The organism is Sutcliffiella sp. FSL R7-0096 (assembly GCF_038595065.1).
Taxonomy (GTDB): Bacteria; Bacillota; Bacilli; order Bacillales; family Bacillaceae_I; genus Sutcliffiella_A.
The window spans coordinates 349245-370311 of record NZ_CP152003.1 but is presented as its reverse complement, the minus strand read 5'-3'; the positions used below and the strand labels follow the sequence as shown (position 1 = coordinate 370311).

Sequence of the window (21067 nt, the reverse complement as noted above, 5' to 3'; positions counted from 1 at the left end):
ATGAAGAGTATAGAATAGTATTAATTTTCACTCATCTGAGAGGAGAAATCTAACGTTGAATAATATAGAAAAAAAGCATGTTTATCTTATGTATGCAATAGTAACCCTTGTGTTGTTGCCTTTATACATATTAGTCGGCCCCTTTCTATTCCAAGGGATCTTTTTCGATGATAAAACGATTTGGCTTTTGCAGGAATCCCCTGATACGTATTGGCTTTATGGGATTTCAGGAGTCTTATTGGCGTTGTTTTTCTTTCTGGCATTTCTGTTTGTAAGGTATGCGAAGTGGTTGGTTGGAGTAGGAATCATCGTGGCGTTGTTCTTCTTCACGCTTGGAACGTTCAGTTACCAGGCTTTAGGTTCCGAGAGTATCTCGTGGAGTGCAACAGGTACGTTCAAGACCAACCAATATTCATGGGAGGATGTAAAAGAGGTTGTCCTGATTTTACCGAAGCATGGGGAAAAACACAGGATGGTTTTCTATTTCAACGATGGAAATGAGCTTTCCATGATCCGTGACCATAAATTCACCCTTCAATTGTATCAGTTCAACCACGCAAGGAGAGAATATGACTTTCCATACACTGTGGACCGGACAAATCAATTTAACTAAGGCCCTTTTCTCCAGTTGAACCTTTTACCGCTTACAAACTCTAAAGATTACAAGTTGTATTTTTAATACAGCAGGAATATAACGGTACGAAATCAGCCTTAACTAAAGTAGGGACGGCTCACTTGCTTCCGAAGCAAATGAACCGTCCCCTTTTTTAACCGTTCACGACTGTTCCTCCATTGATGTGAATCATTTGTCCTGAGACATAAGAGGAATCCTCCGATGCCAAGTAGACATAAGCCGGTGCCAGTTCAGCCGGTTGACCAGGTCTTCCCATTGGACTGTTCGTTCCAAAGTCCTCAACCTTTTCCCCATCAAAAGAAGCCGGAATGAGCGGCGTCCAAATCGGTCCCGGCGCCACGCCGTTCACTCGGATGCCACTTCCTACAATGTTCTCAGATAGCGAACGTGTAAGGGCAACAATGGCACCTTTTGTTGCAGAGTAGTCCATCAGAATTGGCATACCTTTGTAAGCTACTACCGAAGCGGTATTAATGATAGAGCTTCCTTTGTCGAGGTATGGCATGGCCGCTTGGATGAAATAGAAATAAGAAAAGATATTGGTCTGGAACGTACGCATCAGCTGCTCTTCTGAAATATCCTCGATTTTCTCCTGCACATGCTGTTCGGCCGCATTGTTCACAAGAATATGTAAGCCTCCCAGCTCCTCCACTGTCTGCTTGACTACGTCGGTACAAAAGTCCTTCTGACCGATATCTCCAGAATAAAGTAAACACTTGGCACCATACTCTTCCACCATTTGCTTTGTTTTTTTGGCATCCTCATGTTCGTCCAAGTAAACGATGCTGACATTTGCACCTTCCTTTGCATAGGCAATGGCCACGGCACGACCAATTCCACTGTCTCCGCCAGTGATGATAGCATTCTTTCCTTGGAGCTTGCCGCTTCCCTTGTAGTCCGGGTTATCGCAGATTGGTTCTGGAATCATTTCATTTTCATCACCTGGTTGCTTCCCTTGCTCCTGTGCCGGTTGACCATCAGTTTGTACGGAATCAAAACGTTCTTCACTCATTTTTCCCACTCCTCTGTTTTTTGAATGATAAGAGGCAGCCTTCACTTATCCCGGCTGCCCATTATGTTACGTATCTATGTGACTCAAATTAGTTGGAATTGTTTCCGCCTTTTTTACCGATTTCCTCGAAGTGCTCTGTGCCGTGCTCGTTCAACGTCTTATTACCGCCCTGTCTGCCGATTTCCTCGAAGTGCTCCTGACCATATTCCTGTTTGGTCTTTTCTCCACCCATACGTCCGCGTTCCTCATATGACATTGAGGAATTGTTAGAGCTGTTGCTGTTAGAGTTGTTGTTGTTGCTGCTGTTGTTACCGCTGTTACCGCTGTTGCCGCTGTTACTGTTGTTGCCACTGTTGCCGCTGTTGCCGCTGTTGCTGCTGTTGCTGTTGTTGCCGCTGTTGCCGCTGTTGCTGTTGTTGCCGCTGTTGCCGCTGTTACCGCTGTTGTTGCCGCTGTTGCCGCTGTTGCCGCTGTTGCCGCTGTTACCGCTGTTACCGCTGTTGTTGCTGTTGTTGTTGCTGTTGCTGTTGTTACCGCTGTTATTGCCGCTGTTACTGTTATTGCCGCTGTTGCTGCTGTTGCTGTTGTTGCGCTGTTACTGTTGTTACCGTTGTTGCCGCTGTTGCTGTTGTTGCCGCTGTTGTTGTTGCCGCTGTTGCTGTTGTTGCCGCTGTTACCGCTGTTGTTGCCGCTGTTGCCGCTGTTGTTGCTGTTGTTGCTGTTGTTGCCGCTGTTGCTGTTGTTACCGCTGTTGTTGCCGCTGTTGCTGTTGTTACCGCTGTTGTTGCTGTTGTTGCCGCTGTTGTTGTTGCCGCTGTTGCCGCTGTTGTTGCTGTTGTTGCTGTTGTTGCCGCTGTTGCTGTTGTTACCGCTGTTGTTGCCGCTGTTGCTGTTGTTACCGCTGTTGTTGCTGTTGTTGCCGCTGTTGTTGTTGCCGCTGTTGCTGTTGTTGCTAGAATTGTTATTGTTAGAGTTGTTACCGTTGTTAGAATTATTGGAGTTGCTGTTATTAGAGTTGTTGCTATTGTTGTTATTTGCCATGTCGTTTCCTCTCCTTTAAGTAATTTCTTTAAAAATACCTAAGTATTGCCTACATCCAACCGTCCACTTCACGTTCCGCCTCTTCTTTGGACTTCCCGTGACGCTCCTGAATTTTGCCTACCAGCTTATCACGATCTCCCTCAATTTGTTGAAGATCATCATCCGTGAGATTTCCCCATTTCTTCTTGGCGTCACCTTTCATCTGGTTCCACTTACCTTTCATGGTTGTCTGATTCATAATCAACATCACCTCCCACTTCAATTTGTGACATCTGATAGCTCGTCACTAGTTACTCCATTCCACCTTGGCATTATTTAAAACCTTAATTTAGGAACAAACTTTTTTTCGAAACTTTTTTCCTACTTTTAGTTCCTATCAAATATTCCATCATAAAAAATATTGGTTTAAAATTCTCACCCAAGGGAATTACCTTCTGTGTAGACGATGAAAAAAATACTAAAACGATAGAGGAGGAAAATCACATGTTATGGACAATATTTGTTGTACTATTAGTTCTTTGGTTACTTGGTTTCGCAATGGAAATCGGTGGAGGACTAATTCACATTCTTCTAGTCCTAGCTGTATTGGCAATCGTATTTAACCTATTCGGAAGAAGACGAGGTGTCAGGTAACACTTATCCATAAATTTCTACGACTAATTGTATATCCTATGGGTAAAACAATAGTACAGCTATTTTAAGTCAGATGTTTAGGAGGCATATCACTATGTTATGGACAATCTTTGCAGTATTACTTATCTTATGGTTACTTGGATTCTCTTTTGATATCGCAGGGAACCTAATCCACATCATCCTTGTATTAGCACTAATCGCATTAGTCTTTAACTTATTCACTGGTCGCAGAAGGCCGTAGTGATGATAAATAGAAAAAAGCTGGGAAGGATCAGTGACAACACTGAAGCTTTCCAGCTTTTTTCATGAGCATCTAATAACGCGCTGTTGATTTCCGCACTGTGCTTCGCTTTCCGCGGGGCGCCTGTGGGGTCTCCACTACGCGCTACCTCCCGCTGGAGTCTTCGCCCTGTGCTCCAATCATCAACTAGGGTATCTGTAGCCTTTTCCTCAATAGCCTTATTGTAAAATTCTTTTTGCCTCGAAGAAACGCTGCAGGCCAGTGATAATTTCAACCACTAGGAAAATCAAGGTGGTCCATAGGACAAAAGCCGGCAGCAACATCATAAGGGAAAGTAGAATAAATCCTTCTGTTCTCTCCGCAAGCCCAGCTTGATAATAAAATGACTTCATGCCTTGGTTTTCAGACACCGCTCCTACCGTTAAAAAGACCGTAATGGAAAAAATGATGGACACGCTCAATAATAATAAAGCCCACTGTATTTCGGGATAGACAAAAGCCACTCCGAGGATGACACTTATCTCAACCAGTCGATCAAACGTGACATCCATCACCGTTCCCCATGGAGAGGACTTGGTTTTGCGGGCCATCGTGCCATCGACCGCATCAAGAAAGCCCGAAACCCACAGAACCAATACTGCTATAATCGGGAGGCCGAAATAGAAAAAAGCTCCAGATGAAACGCCGATACAAAAAGAAATGACCGTAACCTGGTTTGGGGTCAATCCGAACTTCAGCAATCGCTCTGCCGTATGTGATATTAAAGGTTGTACATATTTCCGGGCATGCGTATCAAGCATAGAAACCTTCCTTTATTTGAAGAATTTTTGAAGACGATTTTTGAAAAATATAGGAATGACAGCAATCAGAAGAAACACGACCACCGCCACCAACATATAGGTATAGTCACCCTCTACAAAGCTTGATCCCAGAAAGTTAAAGGCAAACGTACCTGGGATGATTCCGAGTACCGTCCCTAAAAGGAAATGGGTAAACCGAATAGAGGGAAGAGTGAGCTTTTGATTAAGGGCTTCCATCTGGATATCATAAAAAAGGCTTCCATGTTTCACTTTTTTCTGTACTACCGTTCCTTTATAGGACTGATAGCTTTCCTCTGCCTGTTCATTTGCAACTGTCAATTTTTTCGAATGAACAAAGGAATTGGCATCTATTAGAAGGCCATCGGAATAGAATTTTGCCACAAAAGGTGTCGCTGGCTCCTCATACACGTCCATCGGTTTGCCAATCTGCTGGATTTTCTGTTCGGCAAATATGACGACCCGATCCCCCATCAGCATGGCTTCTTCTTTATCATGGGTGATAAAAAGGCTTGCAATACCTTCTTCTTTCAATAAATTCTTCACCCATAGTCGCAATTCGTCCCTTTTTTCGTTATCGATGCTGCTGAACGGCTCATCCAAAAGCAAAAGTTGAGGATTCGTGATCAGGGCCCGGGCCAACCTTATTTTCATGGACGTCCCTCTTTATCGATTTCTCTCTAGCTATATATATAACACTATCCTTTTACACTTTGGGTTTAGGCTCTTTAGGAACCTAACGGTCTTGGAGGGGAGTTGGATCACCTTGGGTCTTTGTGCGGGATTTTTGGGGTGGACGGGGGACCTGCGGGCTGAGCTCGCTTCTGTTTTGGGCAAATGTCCGAAGATTTTCGTTTTTTGTCCGAAGTTTTGGCGTTCTTGTCCGAAGTTTTGGCAAAGTTGTCCGAAGTTCTCCGATAGTTGTCCGAACGAACTTTTCAATGTCCGAACGTCCATGCATGTTGTACGAACCCGGCCATGAACTTGTCCGAACCTATGCTGAAAAAGGGCTCAATTGTCCGAACCTCCACGATAGTTGTCCGAACGGATTTATTAGCATCAAAAATTGCCTAAAAAACCCCTGTTTCTATTCAAAAATCCAAAAAAACGCATGGATCAACTCACTAAAAGAATCAATCCATGCGTCTACTTCTATCCAAAGGGACTCATTATTTTGTTAAAGCATCTGTCAACACAGGTACAACTTGCTTCTTACGGGAAACCAAACCTTTTAACAAGGCAGTGTTGTTCTCAAGCTTCACATTGTACGCTTTCTCCACAGCCGGAGCCTGTGAGCCAAGTGCAAGCGCAACAGAATCATTCTCTAAGATATCCGTCACTACCAGCAAGAATAAATCTAAGTTCTTGTTCGCCACATTTGCTGTGATTACCGCTTCCAACTCTTCTTGTTTTGCAAGAACGTCATTTGTATCAACCGTGTTCACTTGTGCGATTTCCACTTTGTAGTTGCCCATCTGGAATTCCTTTGCATCAAGGGAGATAAGCTGTTCTACCGTTTTGTCGCTAAGGTCCGCTCCCGCTTTTAACATCGCTAAACCGTATTCTTCTGCATTCACACCCGCAATTTCAGCAAGCTCTTTAGCAGCCTGTACATCTTGTTCCGTGCAAGTTGGGGATTTGAACAATAGAGAATCAGAAATGATGGCAGAAAGCATCAAACCTGCAACCGGCTTGGAGATTTCCACTCCATTTTCCTTGTAAAGCTTGTTCAAGATCGTCGCTGTGCAACCTACAGGCTCTGCACGGTAGTATAATGGATCAGCTGTCTCAAAGTTTGCGATACGGTGGTGATCGATTACCTCAAGGACGCGAACTTGATCAATATCGCTTACGCTTTGTTGGCGCTCGTTGTGGTCGACCAAAATTACTTCCTTCACTTCGTTTGCAACAGTTTCCACTAGACGCGGCACTTCACTGTTGAATTCTTTAAGGGCATATTCCGTTTCGCCGTTTAATTCACCTAGGCGGACTGGCTCTGCATCCATGCCCAATTGCTTTTTCAACTCTGCATAAGCAATTGCCGAGCAGATGGAATCTGTATCTGGGTTTTTATGTCCTAGTACTAAAACTTTTGTCATGAGTACTCTCCTTGCTTAAATGTAATATCGAGCTATTCGTGCTAACTCTTCCACTTTGTATATTACCTTAAAATTTCTCTTGTTTCAAAATGAAAATCTTATCATTCATTAAAACGTCGTACCAACTGGATCCTTTTACTATTTTACTTTTGTAGCTATTACGCAGGGGGAGCCGTCGCAGTCGATATTACAAATCCGAGTTGATGCCGAAATGGGTGAAGTTCATGCCAAAACTGGGCAAGTTCGTGCCAAAAAGGCCAAAGTTCATGCCAAAACACCCAGAGTTCGTGCCAAAGCCGCAAAGCATCTTCCAGCTGGTTCCCTCGTCTTACCCGTTCTCTTCTTTCAGCTTTTTCATTCGCTCGATCCAATCTTTAATTTCTGCATCGATTCGATCAAGTTCATCGTTCATTTCCTGATCCTTTTTGTCATGCAATTCTTCTGTTAGACTCCGCATCGTCTCTCCATATTCCTCGATTCTAGCAAGTAAGGCCGCTTTCTCTTCTTCTGTAATCTGCTCTGCATTCTTCAGGGAAGTGGCAGCGGCTCTGAAGCGCTCTGTTTCTTTGTTGATGGCATTTTGAATGGCCATTTTCATATTATCAAGGTCCAGATTGGCAAAGGCGACGGCAAAGGTTCCTTTTGGTGATGCGAGTGATTTGTTCATCAAGTCTAAACTATCTGGTAACCACTTGTATTTCATGCTGTTCTGCAGGTCGTCTGCGCTGTCGGCAGAGATGTACTCACCGTTTCCGGCAGCTGCCACGTCCTTTAACTGATCTTCGGATTGCTTGTCGACATTGAACCCGATGATATTGACATGGCGCCCTTCTTTTTCATCTGCAAAGGCTCTAGCTTCCTCTACCGGGTTACCCTCGCACGTTTCCATCCCGTCACTTACAATATAAAGGGTAATATCCCCGTCGTAATCTGCACTATCTTCACGAGCAGTCTTAATTGCTTCCGCAAGTGGGGTCCATCCTTTTGCTTCTACCCCTTGAACCGCTTCAAAGAATGCTTTTTCGTTATATGCCTGTGCTGGATAGACTTCATCTATCGTTGTACAGGACACTTGCATATCCTTGTCTTCCTGGGAGCCGGCGTGCCCGTACACATACAATGACACATCACTGTTCGCTCCGATTGTTTTCCCGAAGCTCAGCACGGCATCCTTTGCCACCTTCATTTTCTGCTTGCCATCTACATCCAACAGCATACTGGAGCTAGCATCCAAAAGGATCAAGGCTTTTGCAGGCGTCCCTTGCCCATTAGGCGCTTCATCGTTCAGCTCTGGCTCGGGCAACAAAGGTTCATTAAAAGAAGGCTCATAGTTTGCTAGTTTTCCGATTGTCTCAGGGTACGCATTGTTTCCTAAAAGGTGGATAAAAGCCTTCATTAAATCCTCCGAATCTGTCGTTTCCTTCGTTACATTTTCCATATGTAAAAGAAATTCTTCTTCCAAACCGCTCAAAGGATTAAGCGAGGGCCACATACTGGTTTCCTCTTTATACTCCATATCCCCAGTCATTGTTCCGGACTGGACTGCTACAAATTCCTCCAGGTTGGACGGGATCACCACTTCATCCAACTTCCCAAGAACCTCATTCTCAGAAGATTCCACCTCTTCTGCTGGCTCTTTTTCGTCGCTATCCTCTTCCCCCTGCCACTCTTCCTCATTGGAAGAAGGAGTTGGCTCAGTTGCTATGTTTTCCCCTTTTGATGAGCAACCTCCAAGGAAAAACACGGTTATACTCAGTAACGTTATGAATAATCTCATCTGTCTCCCTCCATTTCTACTGTTTGTACGGCTTGTCGCTGACTTTGTTTCAGTCACCTTCCATAAATAGGATAACTATTCCAGCTCTCTTTTTCCATTAAAAAATATTGCAACCTGTTTTCCTATCAATCTTCCAAATACTCTCCAGAACGATATTTTCCCATCAAGTAGGGTAGGAAATAGTAACACTTATTTATGGAGGTTCTGACATGCATAAAATTGCAAAACTATCATCTCATCCTGCTTCACTCTGGCAGCAACAACATTCATCGGACACATTCTCCCCACTTAAAGAGAACATCTCTGCGGATGTGACTGTCATCGGGGCTGGAATTACAGGCATCACCGCCGCATATCTTCTTGCGAAGGAAGGATTGAGTGTCGCACTCCTCGAAGCAGGCAGGGTCATCGGAGGTACCACCGGTTTTACGACCGCCAAAATTTCCTCCCAACACGGGTTGATCTATCAAGACCTAATCAAGCAACACGGACAAGAAAAGGCACGGCTTTACTATGAAGCAAATCAGGAAGGTTTATCTTTCATCCAGGAAAGCATCAACGATTTGCAAATAGATTGCGATTTCCACACACTCCCGTCATTCGTCTACTCCACAAGCAAGGAAATGGAGCAAAAGGTGGAGGAAGAAGCAAATGCCTATCTCAAACTTGGTATAAATGGCGGCTTTGCCCATACGGAAGATCTGTCACTCCCTTTTCCCGTGAAAAATGGTGTGATGATGCGAGATCAGGCACAGTTTCATCCAGTCAAATATTTAAATGGGTTGCTACGAGCTTTTACAGAATTGGGTGGTAACGTGTATGAACATACAAAAGCCAGGGACATACAGAAGGATTCCTCGATTGTTGAAACAGAGAGTGGTTTTGAGGTGAAAAGCAAAAGTATCATCGTCAGCACGCATTACCCATTCAACGATATGAATGGCCTACTCTTTTCCAGATTGCATGTTGAACGCTCTTACGCTCTAGCTGCTAACATGGAACAAGTTAGTATTCCGGAAGGCATGTACTTGAGTGCGGATGAACCGACCCGCTCTATCCGATCTGCAATGGGTCCTGACGGAGAGAAATTATTGCTCCTTGGAGGGGAAGGGCATCCCACCGGCCAACATGATCGAGACACCCTCACCAATTATGAGAAGCTTGCCGAGTTTGGAGCCAGGTATTTTGATATAAATGATATCCCGTATCATTGGTCTTCACAGGATATTTTTTCGCTCGATCGCCTGCCATATATCGGTCCCATTCAGAAAGGGTCGGAAAATGTGCTCGTAGCCACCGCTTATGCCAAGTGGGGAATGACAAACGGGACGATTGCCGCCTGTATATTGAAAGATACGATCCTCAACCAGGTCAATCCGTATAAGGACCTTTTCCATCCTAGCAGGGGCGAAATGGAGGCCAGCAGCATCAAAAATTTTGTAAAGGAAAATGCAACAGTAGCCAAAGAGCTGGTTAAAGGAAAATTGAAGAGAAAGTCTCGCAGCTTAGAGGAGCTGAGGTGTGATGAGGGTGGCATTGTCCATTTGGATGGCAAAAAAGTAGGAGCCTATAAGGACAGCGAAGGCACCTGCCACCTCATAAAGCCTACCTGCACACATATGGGATGCGACGTGGAATGGAACGATGCGGAACGTTCCTGGGATTGCCCATGTCATGCTTCCCGATTCTCCTATAAGGGGGACGTATTGGAAGGGCCAGCAACAAAACCGTTGAAGGAGTACGAAAAATAACACTATTCTTTTTTACCATAATATAAACCAGGCAAATACCGCCCGGTCTCAGTGTGTAGACAAAGCTTAAAATAATGAAATTCTCTAGTTGATCGCAGTGGAAGGAGCGAAGACTCCTGCGGGAGGAAGGGACATGGGAGACCCCGCAGGGCGTTAGCCCGAGGAGGCTCCCGGACCGCCCGCGGAAAGCGAAGCTCCTGCAACGAAGATCAACTCTTCCAACAGATAACCTAACTAGTTTATAGTTTGTCAACAGTCTGAAACCGGGCAAATACCGCCCGGTCTTTTTATTGAATGGTTCTTTTAAACACCGCTGTTCCTTTCCACAAATGCTGCGCTTATCCTAAGGGCGACCTTGAGCCTCCTCCCAACGCTTGCGGGTCTTAAGATTGCCGAAGTGAATAGCAACAATCTTTGAGAAAAGAGCCTTAAAAAAAGAGGAACGACCCGTCAAAGGAGTCGTCCCTCTTTTTTTCAATCTATCTGTCTTACACCTGCTGCATGCATTCCTTGCTGTGCACGATCTTCCACACAAGTTTCGATGGTTTTTGCTTCCTTGCTCTGCTTTTCATTCACCAGCACCAGGATCCTGCCGTTCTCCACATCTGTTGCATACATCGGCGCATCACGATCTGATAGGCCGAGGGCGAGCAGCTTGTTGCCGATCCCTTGTGGTGCCTGCACTTCATCTGGCAAAAAGATTTTATCGACCATAGAGTCGTCCTCTTCCGCTTCAATCCTCTCGATTCGTGTTCCCAATGGATAATCGGAGCCAAGGGAATCACCTAGTGCCACGATGACGATCTCTTCTGCCTGATACCCTTGAACAATCAAACCTTCTACCACATTTCTGGCTTTTTTCTCGGTATCATAAACACCTAATATCGTTTTTTTCATTGTCGTTCCTCCTAGGAAAATGATAGTTCTTTTCTCTATACATTCCCCCGTGGAAACTGTTGAAACACCCTTACAAAAATTCCCTTGTCTTTAACCAAATTGTGCTTGGTGCAATCTGCTATAGATCCCCTCTGCCTCAATCAGTTCCTCATGTCGGCCCTGTTCTGCGATGCCATCCTTGGTCACGACCATAATGCGGTCTGCATTTTTGATGGTGGCCAGACGATGGGCGATGACAAGCGTTGTCCGGTCTTTGGAAAGCTCCGTCAACGACCCCTGGATAGCGCGTTCTGTTTCCGTATCTAGAGCAGATGTCGCTTCATCGAGTATAAGGATCGGTGGATTTTTGAGGAAGATCCGTGAAATGGCAAGGCGTTGCTTTTGACCGCCAGATAATTTCACCCCTCGTTCCCCAATGACTGTATCAAGTCCCTGTGGTTGAGTGGAAATGAATTCATCAAGCTGGGAGCGTCTTGCCGCCTCCATGATTTCTTCATCTGTGGCTTCAAGTTTTCCGTATGCAATATTCTCTCGGATGGTTCCTGAAAAGAGAAAAACATCCTGCTGCACGATGCCTATTTGGCTTCGTAAGGATTCGAGCTTCAATTCCCGCGTATCATAGCCGTCAATGAGGATGCTGCCTTCCTCTAGTTCATAGAACCTTGGCAAAAGACTGCAAAGCGTTGTTTTTCCGGCACCTGATGGACCAACAATCGCGACCGTTTCCCCTGCCCTGACGGTGAGGTTGATGTTTCTCAATACTCTCTCGTTGCCTTCATAGCCAAACGATACATTTCGGTAATGAATCTCCCCTTCAAGATCGGCATGGACCGCACCTGGCGCATCTGCAATATCTGGTTCGGTGTCCATGATCTCTGTGTAACGTTTAAACCCGGCAATCCCTTTTGGATAACTTTCGATTACCGCATTTATTTTCTGAATAGGTCCTAGTAATATATTTGAAAGAAGGATGAATGCGACAAACTCCCCGTAGCTAAGCTCCCCGCGAATGACGAAGAAGGTCCCAAACAACAAGGTAAATAACGTCACAAGTCGCATCAGCATGTAGTTTGCCGTGACATTCTGGGCCATGATTTTATACGAAGCTAGTTTTGTAGAACGGTAGCTTTCATTATTCACCGCAAATTGCTTCTGTTCATGTTTTTCGTTAGCAAAAGCCTGCACCACGCGGATTCCTCCGATGCTATCCTCCACTCTTGCATTAATCTCTGCCACGTCACTGAACATTCTGCGGAATGTTCGTGTCATTTTTTTATTAAAATGGATGGCTAGGATCATCAGAAGCGGTATGACCAAAAATGATAGAATGGCAAGCTTCCAATTGATGGCGAGCATGATGAAAAACGCCCCTATAAGGGTCATCAATGCCACAAAAACATCCTCAGGTCCATGGTGGGCAACTTCTCCGATCTCTTCTAGGTCCTTGGTGAGCCTGGAAATGGAGTGCCCTGTTTTATTATTGTCATAATAGCCGAATGACAGCTTCTGCATGTGCTGAAATAGCTTCCTGCGCATGTCGGTTTCAATATTGATCCCAAGCATATGTCCCCAATAGGTAACAATATAATGTAGGCAGGTATTGATCGCATAGATGGCTAGCAACCCGATGCAGGCCCAAACAATCACCGTCCAATTCTGTTGTGGCAACAGCTTATCAATTACCTGGTTAACGGCAATCGGAAAAGCAAGCTCCAGCAACCCTACCAAGACGGCGCAGGAAAAATCCAAAATGAACAGCCACTTATATGGCTTATAGTAAGAGAAAAACCGTCGTACCAATACTTCCACACCCTTTTCCAAATAGTTATGTAATCGTGCCTTTTTTCTTCGACCCCCTAATGATAATCATTATCATTTACATTCTACTATACTACCCTTACCCAATACACGTCAATGTAATTATATTAGGAAACAAGCGACTACCTATGTTATAAAGAAATCAAAAGAATCCTATGTAGAGAGTGGGAGATTATGCGATGGCTAACATACTGATCATTGAAGACGAAAAAAAGATTGCCCGTGTCCTTCAACTGGAGCTCGAGCATGAGGGCTATGAGACGGACGCTGCATTTACTGGCACCAGTGGCTTGGAAAAATTCAAAGAGCAGAATTGGGACTTGGTGTTGCTTGATGTGATGCTGCCGGAATTGAGCGGTTTAGAAGTATTGAGGAGGATCCGCACTGCCGATCCAAACACTCCTGTCATTCTATTGACCGCCCGCAATTCCATCCCCGATAAAGTAAGCGGTCTCGATCTTGGAGCAAACGATTATGTGACAAAGCCTTTTGAAATAGAGGAGCTTTTGGCAAGAGTAAGGGCCTCCCTGCGAATGGTACAGGTAAAATCTGAGCATTCCAGTGTCTTGAATGTCCAAGACTGGACCGTTAATGAAAAAACACGCGAGGTCCTCCGTGGCGAAGAACAAGTGGACCTGACTCCCAAAGAGTTCGACCTTCTTGTCTACTTTATCGAAAACAAAGGACAGGCACTGAATCGCGAACAAATCCTCAACCGGGTATGGGGCTTTGATTATTACGGGGACACCAATATCGTCGACGTTTACATCAGGCATCTTCGGAAAAAGCTGGACATCTCAGATGTGCTCTTGACTGTCCGCGGTGTCGGATACCGATTAAAGGAGTAGCAGGCAGATGAAAATAAAAAGCAAAATTCTCTTGTTTTCCACCGTATGGCTCGTCATCATGTTGCTTCTAGTTAACGGGGCCATCTATTTTCTTTTCCAAAAAAACATTCTGGACAATGACCTGAACCGGGTCAGGGATCATGCCGAGTCAGTGACAGCGGCCGTGAACAGGGCGATAAGCGAGAACGAAACGGATTTCAGCTCCCTGCTCAATGCCTACCTCCCTCCTAACGGAATGATCCGTATCGTGACAGAAGAGAATACCTCTGTTGCCAACAGTGCCAAGGAGTACGATATGAGGTTGGTTCCCACTAAGTTTCAGAATCAGCAGTTTTCCACCGTTCGAACATTGGAAGGCACTCCATATGCGGTCGTTTCCTACCCGTTGATATGGACGGACGGAAACATCGTGATGCTGGAGGTCACAGAAAAGCTGGAGGATTCCAAACGAACGATCAACACCCTGCTTATCGTGCTACTGCTCGCTTCGGTTATCATCTTGATTCCTGCCTTATTTTTCGGAAACGTATTGAGCCGGATCATTTTGACCCCGATTCATGCCATGACGAAAACGATGAAGCAGATCCAGCAGACCGGGGATTATCAGAAGCTGCGACTTGAGGGCACTTCCAAGGATGAGCTTTATACAATGGGCAACACGTTCAACCAGATGATTGATATCCTCGAGAAAAACTATCAAAAACAACAGCAGTTCGTTTCCGATGCCTCCCATGAATTGAAGACGCCACTAACGGTAATCGAGAGCTATGCCAGCATGCTCAAACGCTGGGGCATGAAAAAGCCTGAGCTATTGGAGGAATCGGTGGACGCCATCTACTCCGAATCGATCCGGATGAAGGAAATGACCGAGCAGATGCTGCAACTGGCCAATGCGGATAATGATATGGTGCTAAAAAAAGAAACGGTCGATCTGCAAGACCTCTGCAAGCAAGCAGCACACAACATGGAGGTTTCTTTTAACAGGGAAATCAGGCTAATGGATGGTGGACTAACATCTTCTGTTTTGGCAGACACCAATAAAATAAAACAGTTACTTTATATTCTTTTGGATAACGCGCGGAAATATAGTGAAGCAGAAGTAGAGTTGGAGCTTGGCGAGACGGCTGGCAACTGCTACTTCTCTGTACGGGATAAAGGGATGGGGATCCCGAAAGAGGACCTGGACAAAGTCTTTGACCGCTTTTACCGGGTCGATAAAGCCAGAAACCGCGAGTCAGGTGGTGCAGGGCTTGGTCTTTCCATCGCCAAGCAGATTGTGGACGCACACCAAGGAAGGATCGACTTTACAAGTGTGGAAGGAAAAGGTACGACCGTGAAAGTGACATTGCCCAAGGGAAAGGACAGTGAACGAGAATGAAAAATAAGAAACGGTTCCTGATTCTAATCACTGGCGCTTTTGTGGTACTTTCAGGGATTGCGCTCTTCTATCTTTTTTTTAACAAGACGGAGGCCTTGGCTTCAGAAGCGGAAGTACGGGAGCTGGTGGAAAGCCAATATAGGGGCAGCATCATTACCTCCATGCAACAAAAAGAGGAATCCTTTGAAGTGTTCATGGAAAATGACATGGGGGAATATCAGCTGATGGTGGATGGCCGATCACGAGAGATCACCTCGTTGAAACTCATGAACCGTAAAGAGGATGCCGGTGGAGGAGAACCTGGCTCAGGGAAACAGGAGCCAGGTGGCGAAGAGCCCCAAGATCCCGCAGAGGAGAAGCCCGCTCCAAGCATGCTTAGCAGGGATGAAGCCATTGAAATCGCCTTAAACGAAGTGCCAGGTAAAGTGGATGATGTGGAGCTTGATGAAGATAATGGCGTCAAGGTATATGAAGTCGAAATCGAAGTGGATGAGGATTCGGAGGCAACCATCATCATCAATGCTTATACAGGTGAAATCCTGTCCTTGACATGGGATTAAGATAAACAGAAGTTTCATTAAGATTTTTTAATGTTTTCCTCCTTTTCTATTAATGTTGGCTGGCTATTATGTAAGTGTAGCAAGCGAAACAAACAACATTTCAAGGAGGAATTCACAATGAAAATTTTCACAGCAGTGATAGCAGGAGCCGTACTTATCGGAGGAATCAGCGTAGGAGCAGAAACATTAAAGAACGAGGACACAAAGGAAAACTTGAAACAGGTCCAGGTTGCCACTCCGACTGAAGAAAAGACCGGCATCACATTATCCGAAGCATCTGATATCGTATTGGCGAAGGTGGAAAATGGCGTTATCAAGGAAGCCGAGAAAGATCGCGAGAATGGGCGTCTTGTTTATGAAATCGAAGTGAAAAACGATGAATACGAGTTTGATTTCAAGGTGGATGCCTCGAATGGCGAGATCATCAAGGAAGAAAGAGATGAGCGTAGGGGTAAAAAAGCATCCACTACTGGTGGAAACGGGAAGGCTGAGGACGCTGGAGCGAATGAAGCCGTGATCTCCATCGGTGAGGCCATAGGCATCGCAAAGAAGGAAGTACCGGGCAAGCTCGAAGATATTGAACTAGAACGCGAAAACGGAAAGCTTGTGTATGAAGTGGAAATTGAAAACTTTCAAAATGGCGACGATGAAGATGTAACGGTCTATATTGATGCCATTACAGGAAAAGTGTTGTATGTAGAGTGGGATGATTAATGGTTTGATGAGGGCAGCCCTTTGATGGGGCTGCTTTTTTGAGGTCGGGTAAAATCTGGGGTGTTGTAGCTCCCCGGGCATGTTTTTTATGAAGGGTTTTTGGCAAATTAGTCTTTTGAATGTTTGTATTATGCTGATATTGGGGGGATTTGTGGGATTTTAAGATTGTGAAAAAGCATTCGGACAACTATTTCATGGGTTCGTACACTTAATATGCTTTTGGGATGGGGGTTCGGACATTTGCCATAGCTTGTTCGGACAAGAGTGGGCGGCGTTTGGACAATTGAAAATTTGGTTCGGACAAGAATCCCAAAACTTTGGACAACTTTCTCGAATCTTCGGACAACTCCGCCAAATCTTCGGACAAGATCAGAAAAACTTCGGACATTTCATTTTTCCGCCAATCCCAACCAGCCCCTTCGCCCCCATCCAATATAAAATATAGCCGTCCAAGGATCAGCAATTCTCCCCAGACGGCCAGATCAAAACAAAGCCCCCAACTTACATAAACACACTCTTCTCAATCTCTTTCATCTCATAAAAATAACCTTGCGCCTTCATCAATTCATCAAACGTGCCTGCCTCCACAACACGGCCATTCTCCATGACAATGATCCGATCCATCTTCTCCAGGCCAGTCAATCGATGACTTACGAGCACCAATGTATCATCTGCCGCTTTTTCAAAAAGCTCCTCCAAAATCGTCGCTTCTGTCACAGCATCCACGGAGGAGGTCGGCTCATCCAGCAACCACAAGCGTTCTGCCTTCAGCAACGAACGTGCTATCGCTAGGCGTTGTTTCTCTCCACCGGAAAGATTCTCCCCTTTTTCCAACACCTCATCATCCAAAGAGAACCCGTCAAGCTTCACTGCGCCCAACGCCTCCAGCATCTCCTCATCGCCCAGTCCATCCTTGGCAAGAGCTAGATTCTCCCTGATCGTGCCGTAGAAAAAGTGGTTTTCCTGCATGACGACATTCGCTTTGCTCCACAGGTCCTCCTGCTCCACTGCAGCATAATCCCACTCATCCAGTGAAACAATCCCTTTCTCCGCGTCATAGATTTTCAACAGCAGCTGTAATAACGTAGATTTACCGGATCCGCTTGGACCGACGATTGCCGTTTTGGATCCTTCAGGCAAGTTGATACTCACCCCGTCCAATGTCAGGCGGGATTCTCCCGGAAAACGGAAGTTAACATCTCTCATTTGGAAGGAAAACGCCTTATTTGCTGGTAAGTCCATCTTTGATCCCAAAGTTGCGTCCCTGGCTGGCGATTCCACACTCACCACATCATTCAGCCTTGCTGCAGCCCGTCTGCTATCTTCATAATGATTAGGGAAAACCGCCATCGGCGCGGCATTTTCAAATACAGTCAAGGAGATCATCACAAGCATCGCAAGGAACAGCCCATCAAACTGTCCTTCCACCGTCAGATAGGCTCCAAGTGCAAGCAAGGTCCATGAAACAAGCAACGTGATAAACGTGTTCACCGATTGATTGAACATCGCCTGTTTCCCTTCTCGCTCTTGCTCCGCCACATAAGAACCTGCAGCATCGGCAAGCAACTTTTCCTTACCTTCCAGTTGCTGATAGATTTTCAAATCCCGGAATCCGTAAAGTAGCTCCGTCACCTCTGTAGAAAGCGACCCTCGCTCTTCCCTGACACGATTTTGCAATCGACGTTGTCCTACCGCAAAGATAGCCGGTACCACAAAGCCTGTCAAAATCAGTCCGATCAACATCACTACTGCTAAATACACAGAGAAAAACGAAATGAAAAATATCGTACTTAAAAAGATGAGCACTAGCACAATCGGTGGATAAAATACGCGAAGAAAGAAATTCTGCAAGCTCTCCACGTCCCCCACAATCCGTGCAAGCAAATCGCCGCTGCGATACTTCTGAAAAATCTGTGGCGCAAGGGGCTCTATTTTTTTATAAAAAGAAACGCGTAGATTACTTAATATTGTAAAGGTCGCCCTATGCGAGTATAGTCTCTCGCCGTAGCGGCTGAATGCCCTCGCAAAACCGAAAAGCTTCAATACCGCAATCATCACCGTCAACGTATAGATCGGTGGAGCAAGTGCCGCCTTGGAAATGAGGTAACCACTAGAGGCAAACAGCCCCACAGCCGTAATCCCTGCAGAGAATCCGAGCAAAATGGACAGGAGTATGTCTTTCTTTTCCAACATGACCAGTTTCACAACATGTGCTAATTCTCTCATCCTGCGCTCCCTCCTTGCTGGGCAGACACCATTTCACGGTAAGCCGGTACTGCTTCGACCAGCTCTTCATGTTTTCCTCGGGCGATTAATTCACCTGATTCGAGCAGTAAAATGGAGTCCGCTTTTTTGATCGTATGCAGTCTGTGTGCAACGGTAATGACAGTCGACGTTTTGGCCAGTTCCTTCATGGAAGCTTGCAATATCCGCTCTGTCTGCAGATCGAGTCCTGTTGTTGGTTCATCGAACAGGATAACCGACGGCTTTTTCAAAAAGGCCCGTGCCAACGCTAATCGCTGCTTCTCCCCTCCGGATAATCCTCTTCCCGCTTCTCCGATCCTCGTTTGGAAGCCTTCAGGTAAAGATTCTATTAACGTCAGGATTCCCGCTTTCTCCGCAGCGGCTTTTATTTCCGCTTGTGTCGCTTCCGCTTTTCCACCGATAGCGATGTTCTCTGCTATTGTTCCGGAAAAAAGATAAGGATTCTGCGAGATATAGCTCACACGGTCAAACCATCCTTTTTCCTCATATTCAAATAATGGTTTTCCATCCACCAGCACTTCGCCTTCTGTCGGGCGGATCAACCCTGCCATCAGGTTGAGCAATGTTGATTTTCCCGCACCACTTCGACCAATCAAGGCAAGCTGCGTATAGGGCGGAATATCCACTGATAAATTATTTATGGCAAAGCCTTGTTCCCCATAACGGAAGCCCAGGTTTTTCAATTGGATAGAAGGCGGACCGTCCTCTGTTGTTAGGGATTCGTCTCCCCATTCCATAGGTGCCTCCTCTTCTGCGAGCTCATCTGTCACTTTTTTCGCTGCTCCCATGCTTCCGCGCCCTGTATGAAAGGCGCTTCCAAGCTCCTTCAGGTAAAGGTAGAACTCAGGTGCCAATACCAATACGAAAAAAGCAGTAAAGAACGTCACATTTTCAAAAACAACAAGCTGTAATCCTACCTCAAGCGCGATCAATCCGATGGCAAGCATCGAAATGAACTCAAGCATCAAGGAAGATAGAAATGCGATTCTCAACACTTCCATCGTCGCATCACGGAAGCTTAAGCTACTGCTTTCAATTGTTTCTTGTTGCTTGGCAGAGCGACCGAACAGCTTCAACGTCGTCAGCCCCTGCAAGGTATCAAGGAACGTTCCGGAAAATGCGTTCAGTTTATCCATCTGCTCTTCTGATTTCTTCTTCGTTTTCAAGCCTACGACAATCATGAAAATCGGAATGAACGGTGCTGTGACCAAGATGATCAACCCTGTATTTACATGCTGGCTGAATGCAGCAATCAAGATCATGATCGGGATGATGCTCGATTGGATGACCTGTGGCACATACCTGCTGAAATACGGATCAATTTCATCCACCGCATCCATCATGACGCTCACCTTTTGGCCAGATTGACCTTTTAGGGAAGCTTGAACCGGGCTATTAGAAAATTTACGGAGCAAGGCAATCCGGAAATCGCGTTTTACTTTGGCAGCAAGCTTCACGCCGGTGAGACCGCTCCAATAGGCCAATGCCGCTCTTGCAGCCAATACCGCAAGAAGCCCCCCAAGGAATGGGAGGATCTCTTGGAACGTGTGGCCCCTTAGGAACACGCGATCGACGATGGTGACAAAGAAATACGCCTGCCCGATGACCGTCGCCCCTGTCAGGATGGCGATTAGGATTAGCGTCATTCTTGTGCCTCTATGTGATTTTGCGATCGTTTTTAAATCAGTCATATCGTTAAAACCCCTCTTTTCTGTAAGTGAAAATCGGATGGAATAGTTTAGTTAGTGAAAAACTTCACATACTTTATAGTTAACATTATATAACATGCCCGTTTGAATTTCTTCTTTTGGGATTGACCATTTTATGACATATTTATGTTTTCCCTCTTCCGTTATTAAAGTAACGGATTTTTCAAGCTACAATTGGGCCCTCCTTTTCATGTGAAGGGATTTTTTTGCGTTATGATGGGATTAAGAGGAGATATGACGGAATTCTTTCCACTTATGAAGGGATTTCTCTCTCTTGTGAAGGGATTAATTTTTTGAAATTCCTCCATGACACCAAATCTATAGGAATGGCAGTCGTTGTGAGGGAATTGAACAAGTTAACGAAGGAATTAAGCGTTATTGTGAAGGGATTAGTTGAAAGATCTACTATACAAAGTAATTTTCATCAAACGTATTAATCATTTACAAAAATTCCATACTTGCAACTTCTACCCCACCCCTTTACCGCATAAAATTAAATCATTCAGAAAAAAACATTGCATTTCCCCCTTACCTGTTGTAAATTAGTAAAATAATTAAATTGTTCAGATAATTAAATAGTGAACTTTCTTATCCAGAGAGGTTGAGGGAATGGCCCGAAGACACCTCAGCAACCAGCAGCGCCCGTTAGATCGGACGTTGAAAAGGTGCTAATTCCAGCAAGCTGTGATGCTTGCAGAGATGAGAAGAATGAACTTTTGATAGAAAAGTCTTCTTCTTATAGAAGGCTTTTTCTTTTTATTCTCGGCCTTTTCTTATCTCTGAAGCTCCCCTGTTGCTTTCCGTTCTAGGTGTTCGCTTCCGCGGGCGGTCTTGTGAGCTTCCTCAGCTTATGCGGGGCCACCCTTGACACG

General features: G+C 45.3%; 19 protein-coding genes and 1 riboswitch. Of the genes, 8 read left to right on the top strand and 11 right to left on the bottom strand.

Annotated elements, in window-relative coordinates; translation table 11 throughout:
- The first annotated feature begins 55 nt into the window (after nucleotides 1-55).
- Nucleotides 56-613, top strand: coding sequence for a hypothetical protein (locus MKY77_RS02055; protein WP_339148593.1), 558 nt, complete (start codon nucleotides 56-58; stop codon nucleotides 611-613).
- Nucleotides 614-767: 154 nt separating this feature from the next.
- Here MKY77_RS02055 and MKY77_RS02050 read toward each other — a convergent pair whose 3' ends face one another.
- From MKY77_RS02050 to MKY77_RS02040, 3 genes are all read right to left on the bottom strand, one after another.
- Nucleotides 768-1646, bottom strand: coding sequence for an SDR family oxidoreductase (locus MKY77_RS02050; protein ID WP_339148592.1), 879 nt, complete (start codon nucleotides 1644-1646; stop codon nucleotides 768-770).
- A gap of 150 nt (nucleotides 1647-1796) precedes the next feature.
- On the bottom strand, nucleotides 1797-2687 hold the full coding sequence (locus tag MKY77_RS02045; RefSeq protein WP_342515631.1) for a hypothetical protein: 891 nt from the start codon (nucleotides 2685-2687) through the stop codon (nucleotides 1797-1799).
- Between the two features lie 49 nt (nucleotides 2688-2736).
- Complete coding sequence (locus MKY77_RS02040) at nucleotides 2737-2925, bottom strand: CsbD family protein (RefSeq protein ID WP_088016761.1); 189 nt, start codon at nucleotides 2923-2925, stop codon at nucleotides 2737-2739.
- Nucleotides 2926-3170: 245 nt separating this feature from the next.
- Here MKY77_RS02040 and MKY77_RS02035 point away from each other — a divergent pair, with 245 nt between their 5' ends.
- Together MKY77_RS02035 and MKY77_RS02030 are read left to right on the top strand one after the other, a co-directional pair.
- The gene (locus MKY77_RS02035) at nucleotides 3171-3320 is read left to right on the top strand and encodes a lmo0937 family membrane protein (RefSeq protein WP_148989869.1); all 150 of its coding nucleotides are present in this window, start codon (nucleotides 3171-3173) and stop codon (nucleotides 3318-3320) included.
- Nucleotides 3321-3414: 94 nt separating this feature from the next.
- Entirely contained in the window at nucleotides 3415-3561 is a 147-nt protein-coding gene (locus MKY77_RS02030; RefSeq protein WP_169291024.1) for a lmo0937 family membrane protein, read from the top strand.
- Between the two features lie 218 nt (nucleotides 3562-3779).
- Here the strand turns inward: MKY77_RS02030 and MKY77_RS02025 are convergent, their stop codons facing one another.
- From MKY77_RS02025 to MKY77_RS02010, 4 genes are all read right to left on the bottom strand, one after another.
- Nucleotides 3780-4361, bottom strand: coding sequence for a CDP-alcohol phosphatidyltransferase family protein (locus tag MKY77_RS02025; RefSeq protein ID WP_339148587.1), 582 nt, complete (start codon nucleotides 4359-4361; stop codon nucleotides 3780-3782).
- A gap of 12 nt (nucleotides 4362-4373) precedes the next feature.
- Nucleotides 4374-5033, bottom strand: a complete 660-nt coding sequence (locus MKY77_RS02020; RefSeq protein WP_339148586.1) for a hypothetical protein — start codon at nucleotides 5031-5033, stop codon at nucleotides 4374-4376.
- A gap of 515 nt (nucleotides 5034-5548) precedes the next feature.
- A complete protein-coding gene (locus MKY77_RS02015) occupies nucleotides 5549-6478 on the bottom strand; it encodes a manganese-dependent inorganic pyrophosphatase (protein ID WP_339148585.1) in 930 nt (309 codons plus the stop codon).
- A gap of 328 nt (nucleotides 6479-6806) precedes the next feature.
- Nucleotides 6807-8255: a VWA domain-containing protein gene (locus tag MKY77_RS02010; RefSeq protein ID WP_339148584.1), complete on the bottom strand. Its 1449-nt coding sequence runs from the start codon at nucleotides 8253-8255 to the stop codon at nucleotides 6807-6809.
- Nucleotides 8256-8464: 209 nt separating this feature from the next.
- On the opposite strand from MKY77_RS02010, the gene MKY77_RS02005 reads away from it, so the two are divergent.
- The gene (locus MKY77_RS02005) at nucleotides 8465-10006 is read left to right on the top strand and encodes an FAD-dependent oxidoreductase (RefSeq protein ID WP_339148583.1); all 1542 of its coding nucleotides are present in this window, start codon (nucleotides 8465-8467) and stop codon (nucleotides 10004-10006) included.
- Between the two features lie 474 nt (nucleotides 10007-10480).
- On the opposite strand, the gene MKY77_RS02000 is transcribed toward MKY77_RS02005, so the two are convergent.
- Nucleotides 10481-10903 carry a general stress protein gene (locus tag MKY77_RS02000; RefSeq protein WP_339148582.1) on the bottom strand — a complete coding sequence of 141 codons (423 nt, stop codon included), beginning with the start codon at nucleotides 10901-10903 and terminating at the stop codon, nucleotides 10481-10483.
- 90 nt (nucleotides 10904-10993) lie between these two features.
- A complete protein-coding gene (locus tag MKY77_RS01995; protein ID WP_339148581.1) occupies nucleotides 10994-12703 on the bottom strand; it encodes an ABC transporter ATP-binding protein in 1710 nt (569 codons plus the stop codon).
- A gap of 197 nt (nucleotides 12704-12900) precedes the next feature.
- Between MKY77_RS01995 and MKY77_RS01990 the strand changes: the two genes are divergently transcribed.
- The 4 genes from MKY77_RS01990 (at nucleotide 12901) to MKY77_RS01975 (ending at nucleotide 16221) form a co-directional block, all read left to right on the top strand.
- Nucleotides 12901-13569: a response regulator transcription factor gene (locus tag MKY77_RS01990; protein WP_339148580.1), complete on the top strand. Its 669-nt coding sequence runs from the start codon at nucleotides 12901-12903 to the stop codon at nucleotides 13567-13569.
- Nucleotides 13570-13576: 7 nt separating this feature from the next.
- Nucleotides 13577-14947: a HAMP domain-containing histidine kinase gene (locus MKY77_RS01985; protein WP_339148579.1), complete on the top strand. Its 1371-nt coding sequence runs from the start codon at nucleotides 13577-13579 to the stop codon at nucleotides 14945-14947.
- Nucleotides 14944-15507 carry a PepSY domain-containing protein gene (locus MKY77_RS01980; RefSeq protein WP_339148578.1) on the top strand — a complete coding sequence of 188 codons (564 nt, stop codon included), beginning with the start codon at nucleotides 14944-14946 and terminating at the stop codon, nucleotides 15505-15507. The genes MKY77_RS01985 and MKY77_RS01980 overlap by 4 nt, the downstream gene beginning before the upstream one ends.
- A 117-nt stretch (nucleotides 15508-15624) precedes the next feature.
- Nucleotides 15625-16221 carry a PepSY domain-containing protein gene (locus tag MKY77_RS01975; RefSeq protein ID WP_339148577.1) on the top strand — a complete coding sequence of 199 codons (597 nt, stop codon included), beginning with the start codon at nucleotides 15625-15627 and terminating at the stop codon, nucleotides 16219-16221.
- Nucleotides 16222-16722: 501 nt separating this feature from the next.
- Here the strand turns inward: MKY77_RS01975 and cydC are convergent.
- Both cydC and cydD read right to left on the bottom strand, forming a co-directional pair.
- Complete coding sequence (gene cydC, locus MKY77_RS01970; RefSeq protein WP_339148576.1) at nucleotides 16723-18447, bottom strand: thiol reductant ABC exporter subunit CydC; 1725 nt, start codon at nucleotides 18445-18447, stop codon at nucleotides 16723-16725.
- A complete protein-coding gene (gene cydD / locus MKY77_RS01965) occupies nucleotides 18444-20177 on the bottom strand; it encodes a thiol reductant ABC exporter subunit CydD (RefSeq protein ID WP_339148575.1) in 1734 nt (577 codons plus the stop codon). The genes cydC and cydD overlap by 4 nt, the downstream gene beginning before the upstream one ends.
- 603 nt (nucleotides 20178-20780) lie before the next feature.
- A riboswitch (SAM riboswitch) is annotated at nucleotides 20781-20901 on the top strand.
- Nucleotides 20902-21067 lie beyond the last annotated feature (166 nt).

Coding starts and splice junctions, on each gene's coding strand:
- MKY77_RS02050 (WP_339148592.1), bottom strand. CDS start 1,646: ATGAGTGAAGAACGTTTTGATTCCGTACAAACTGATGGTCAACCGGCA.
- MKY77_RS02045 (WP_342515631.1), bottom strand. CDS start 2,687: ATGGCAAATAACAACAATAGCAACAACTCTAATAACAGCAACTCCAAT.
- MKY77_RS02040 (WP_088016761.1), bottom strand. CDS start 2,925: ATGAATCAGACAACCATGAAAGGTAAGTGGAACCAGATGAAAGGTGAC.
- MKY77_RS02035 (WP_148989869.1), top strand. CDS start 3,171: ATGTTATGGACAATATTTGTTGTACTATTAGTTCTTTGGTTACTTGGT.
- MKY77_RS02030 (WP_169291024.1), top strand. CDS start 3,415: ATGTTATGGACAATCTTTGCAGTATTACTTATCTTATGGTTACTTGGA.
- MKY77_RS02025 (WP_339148587.1), bottom strand. CDS start 4,361: ATGCTTGATACGCATGCCCGGAAATATGTACAACCTTTAATATCACAT.
- MKY77_RS02020 (WP_339148586.1), bottom strand. CDS start 5,033: ATGAAAATAAGGTTGGCCCGGGCCCTGATCACGAATCCTCAACTTTTG.
- MKY77_RS02015 (WP_339148585.1), bottom strand. CDS start 6,478: ATGACAAAAGTTTTAGTACTAGGACATAAAAACCCAGATACAGATTCC.
- MKY77_RS02010 (WP_339148584.1), bottom strand. CDS start 8,255: ATGAGATTATTCATAACGTTACTGAGTATAACCGTGTTTTTCCTTGGA.
- MKY77_RS02005 (WP_339148583.1), top strand. CDS start 8,465: ATGCATAAAATTGCAAAACTATCATCTCATCCTGCTTCACTCTGGCAG.
- MKY77_RS02000 (WP_339148582.1), bottom strand. CDS start 10,903: ATGAAAAAAACGATATTAGGTGTTTATGATACCGAGAAAAAAGCCAGA.
- MKY77_RS01990 (WP_339148580.1), top strand. CDS start 12,901: ATGGCTAACATACTGATCATTGAAGACGAAAAAAAGATTGCCCGTGTC.
- MKY77_RS01985 (WP_339148579.1), top strand. CDS start 13,577: ATGAAAATAAAAAGCAAAATTCTCTTGTTTTCCACCGTATGGCTCGTC.
- MKY77_RS01980 (WP_339148578.1), top strand. CDS start 14,944: ATGAAAAATAAGAAACGGTTCCTGATTCTAATCACTGGCGCTTTTGTG.
- MKY77_RS01975 (WP_339148577.1), top strand. CDS start 15,625: ATGAAAATTTTCACAGCAGTGATAGCAGGAGCCGTACTTATCGGAGGA.
- cydC (WP_339148576.1), bottom strand. CDS start 18,447: ATGAGAGAATTAGCACATGTTGTGAAACTGGTCATGTTGGAAAAGAAA.
- cydD (WP_339148575.1), bottom strand. CDS start 20,177: ATGACTGATTTAAAAACGATCGCAAAATCACATAGAGGCACAAGAATG.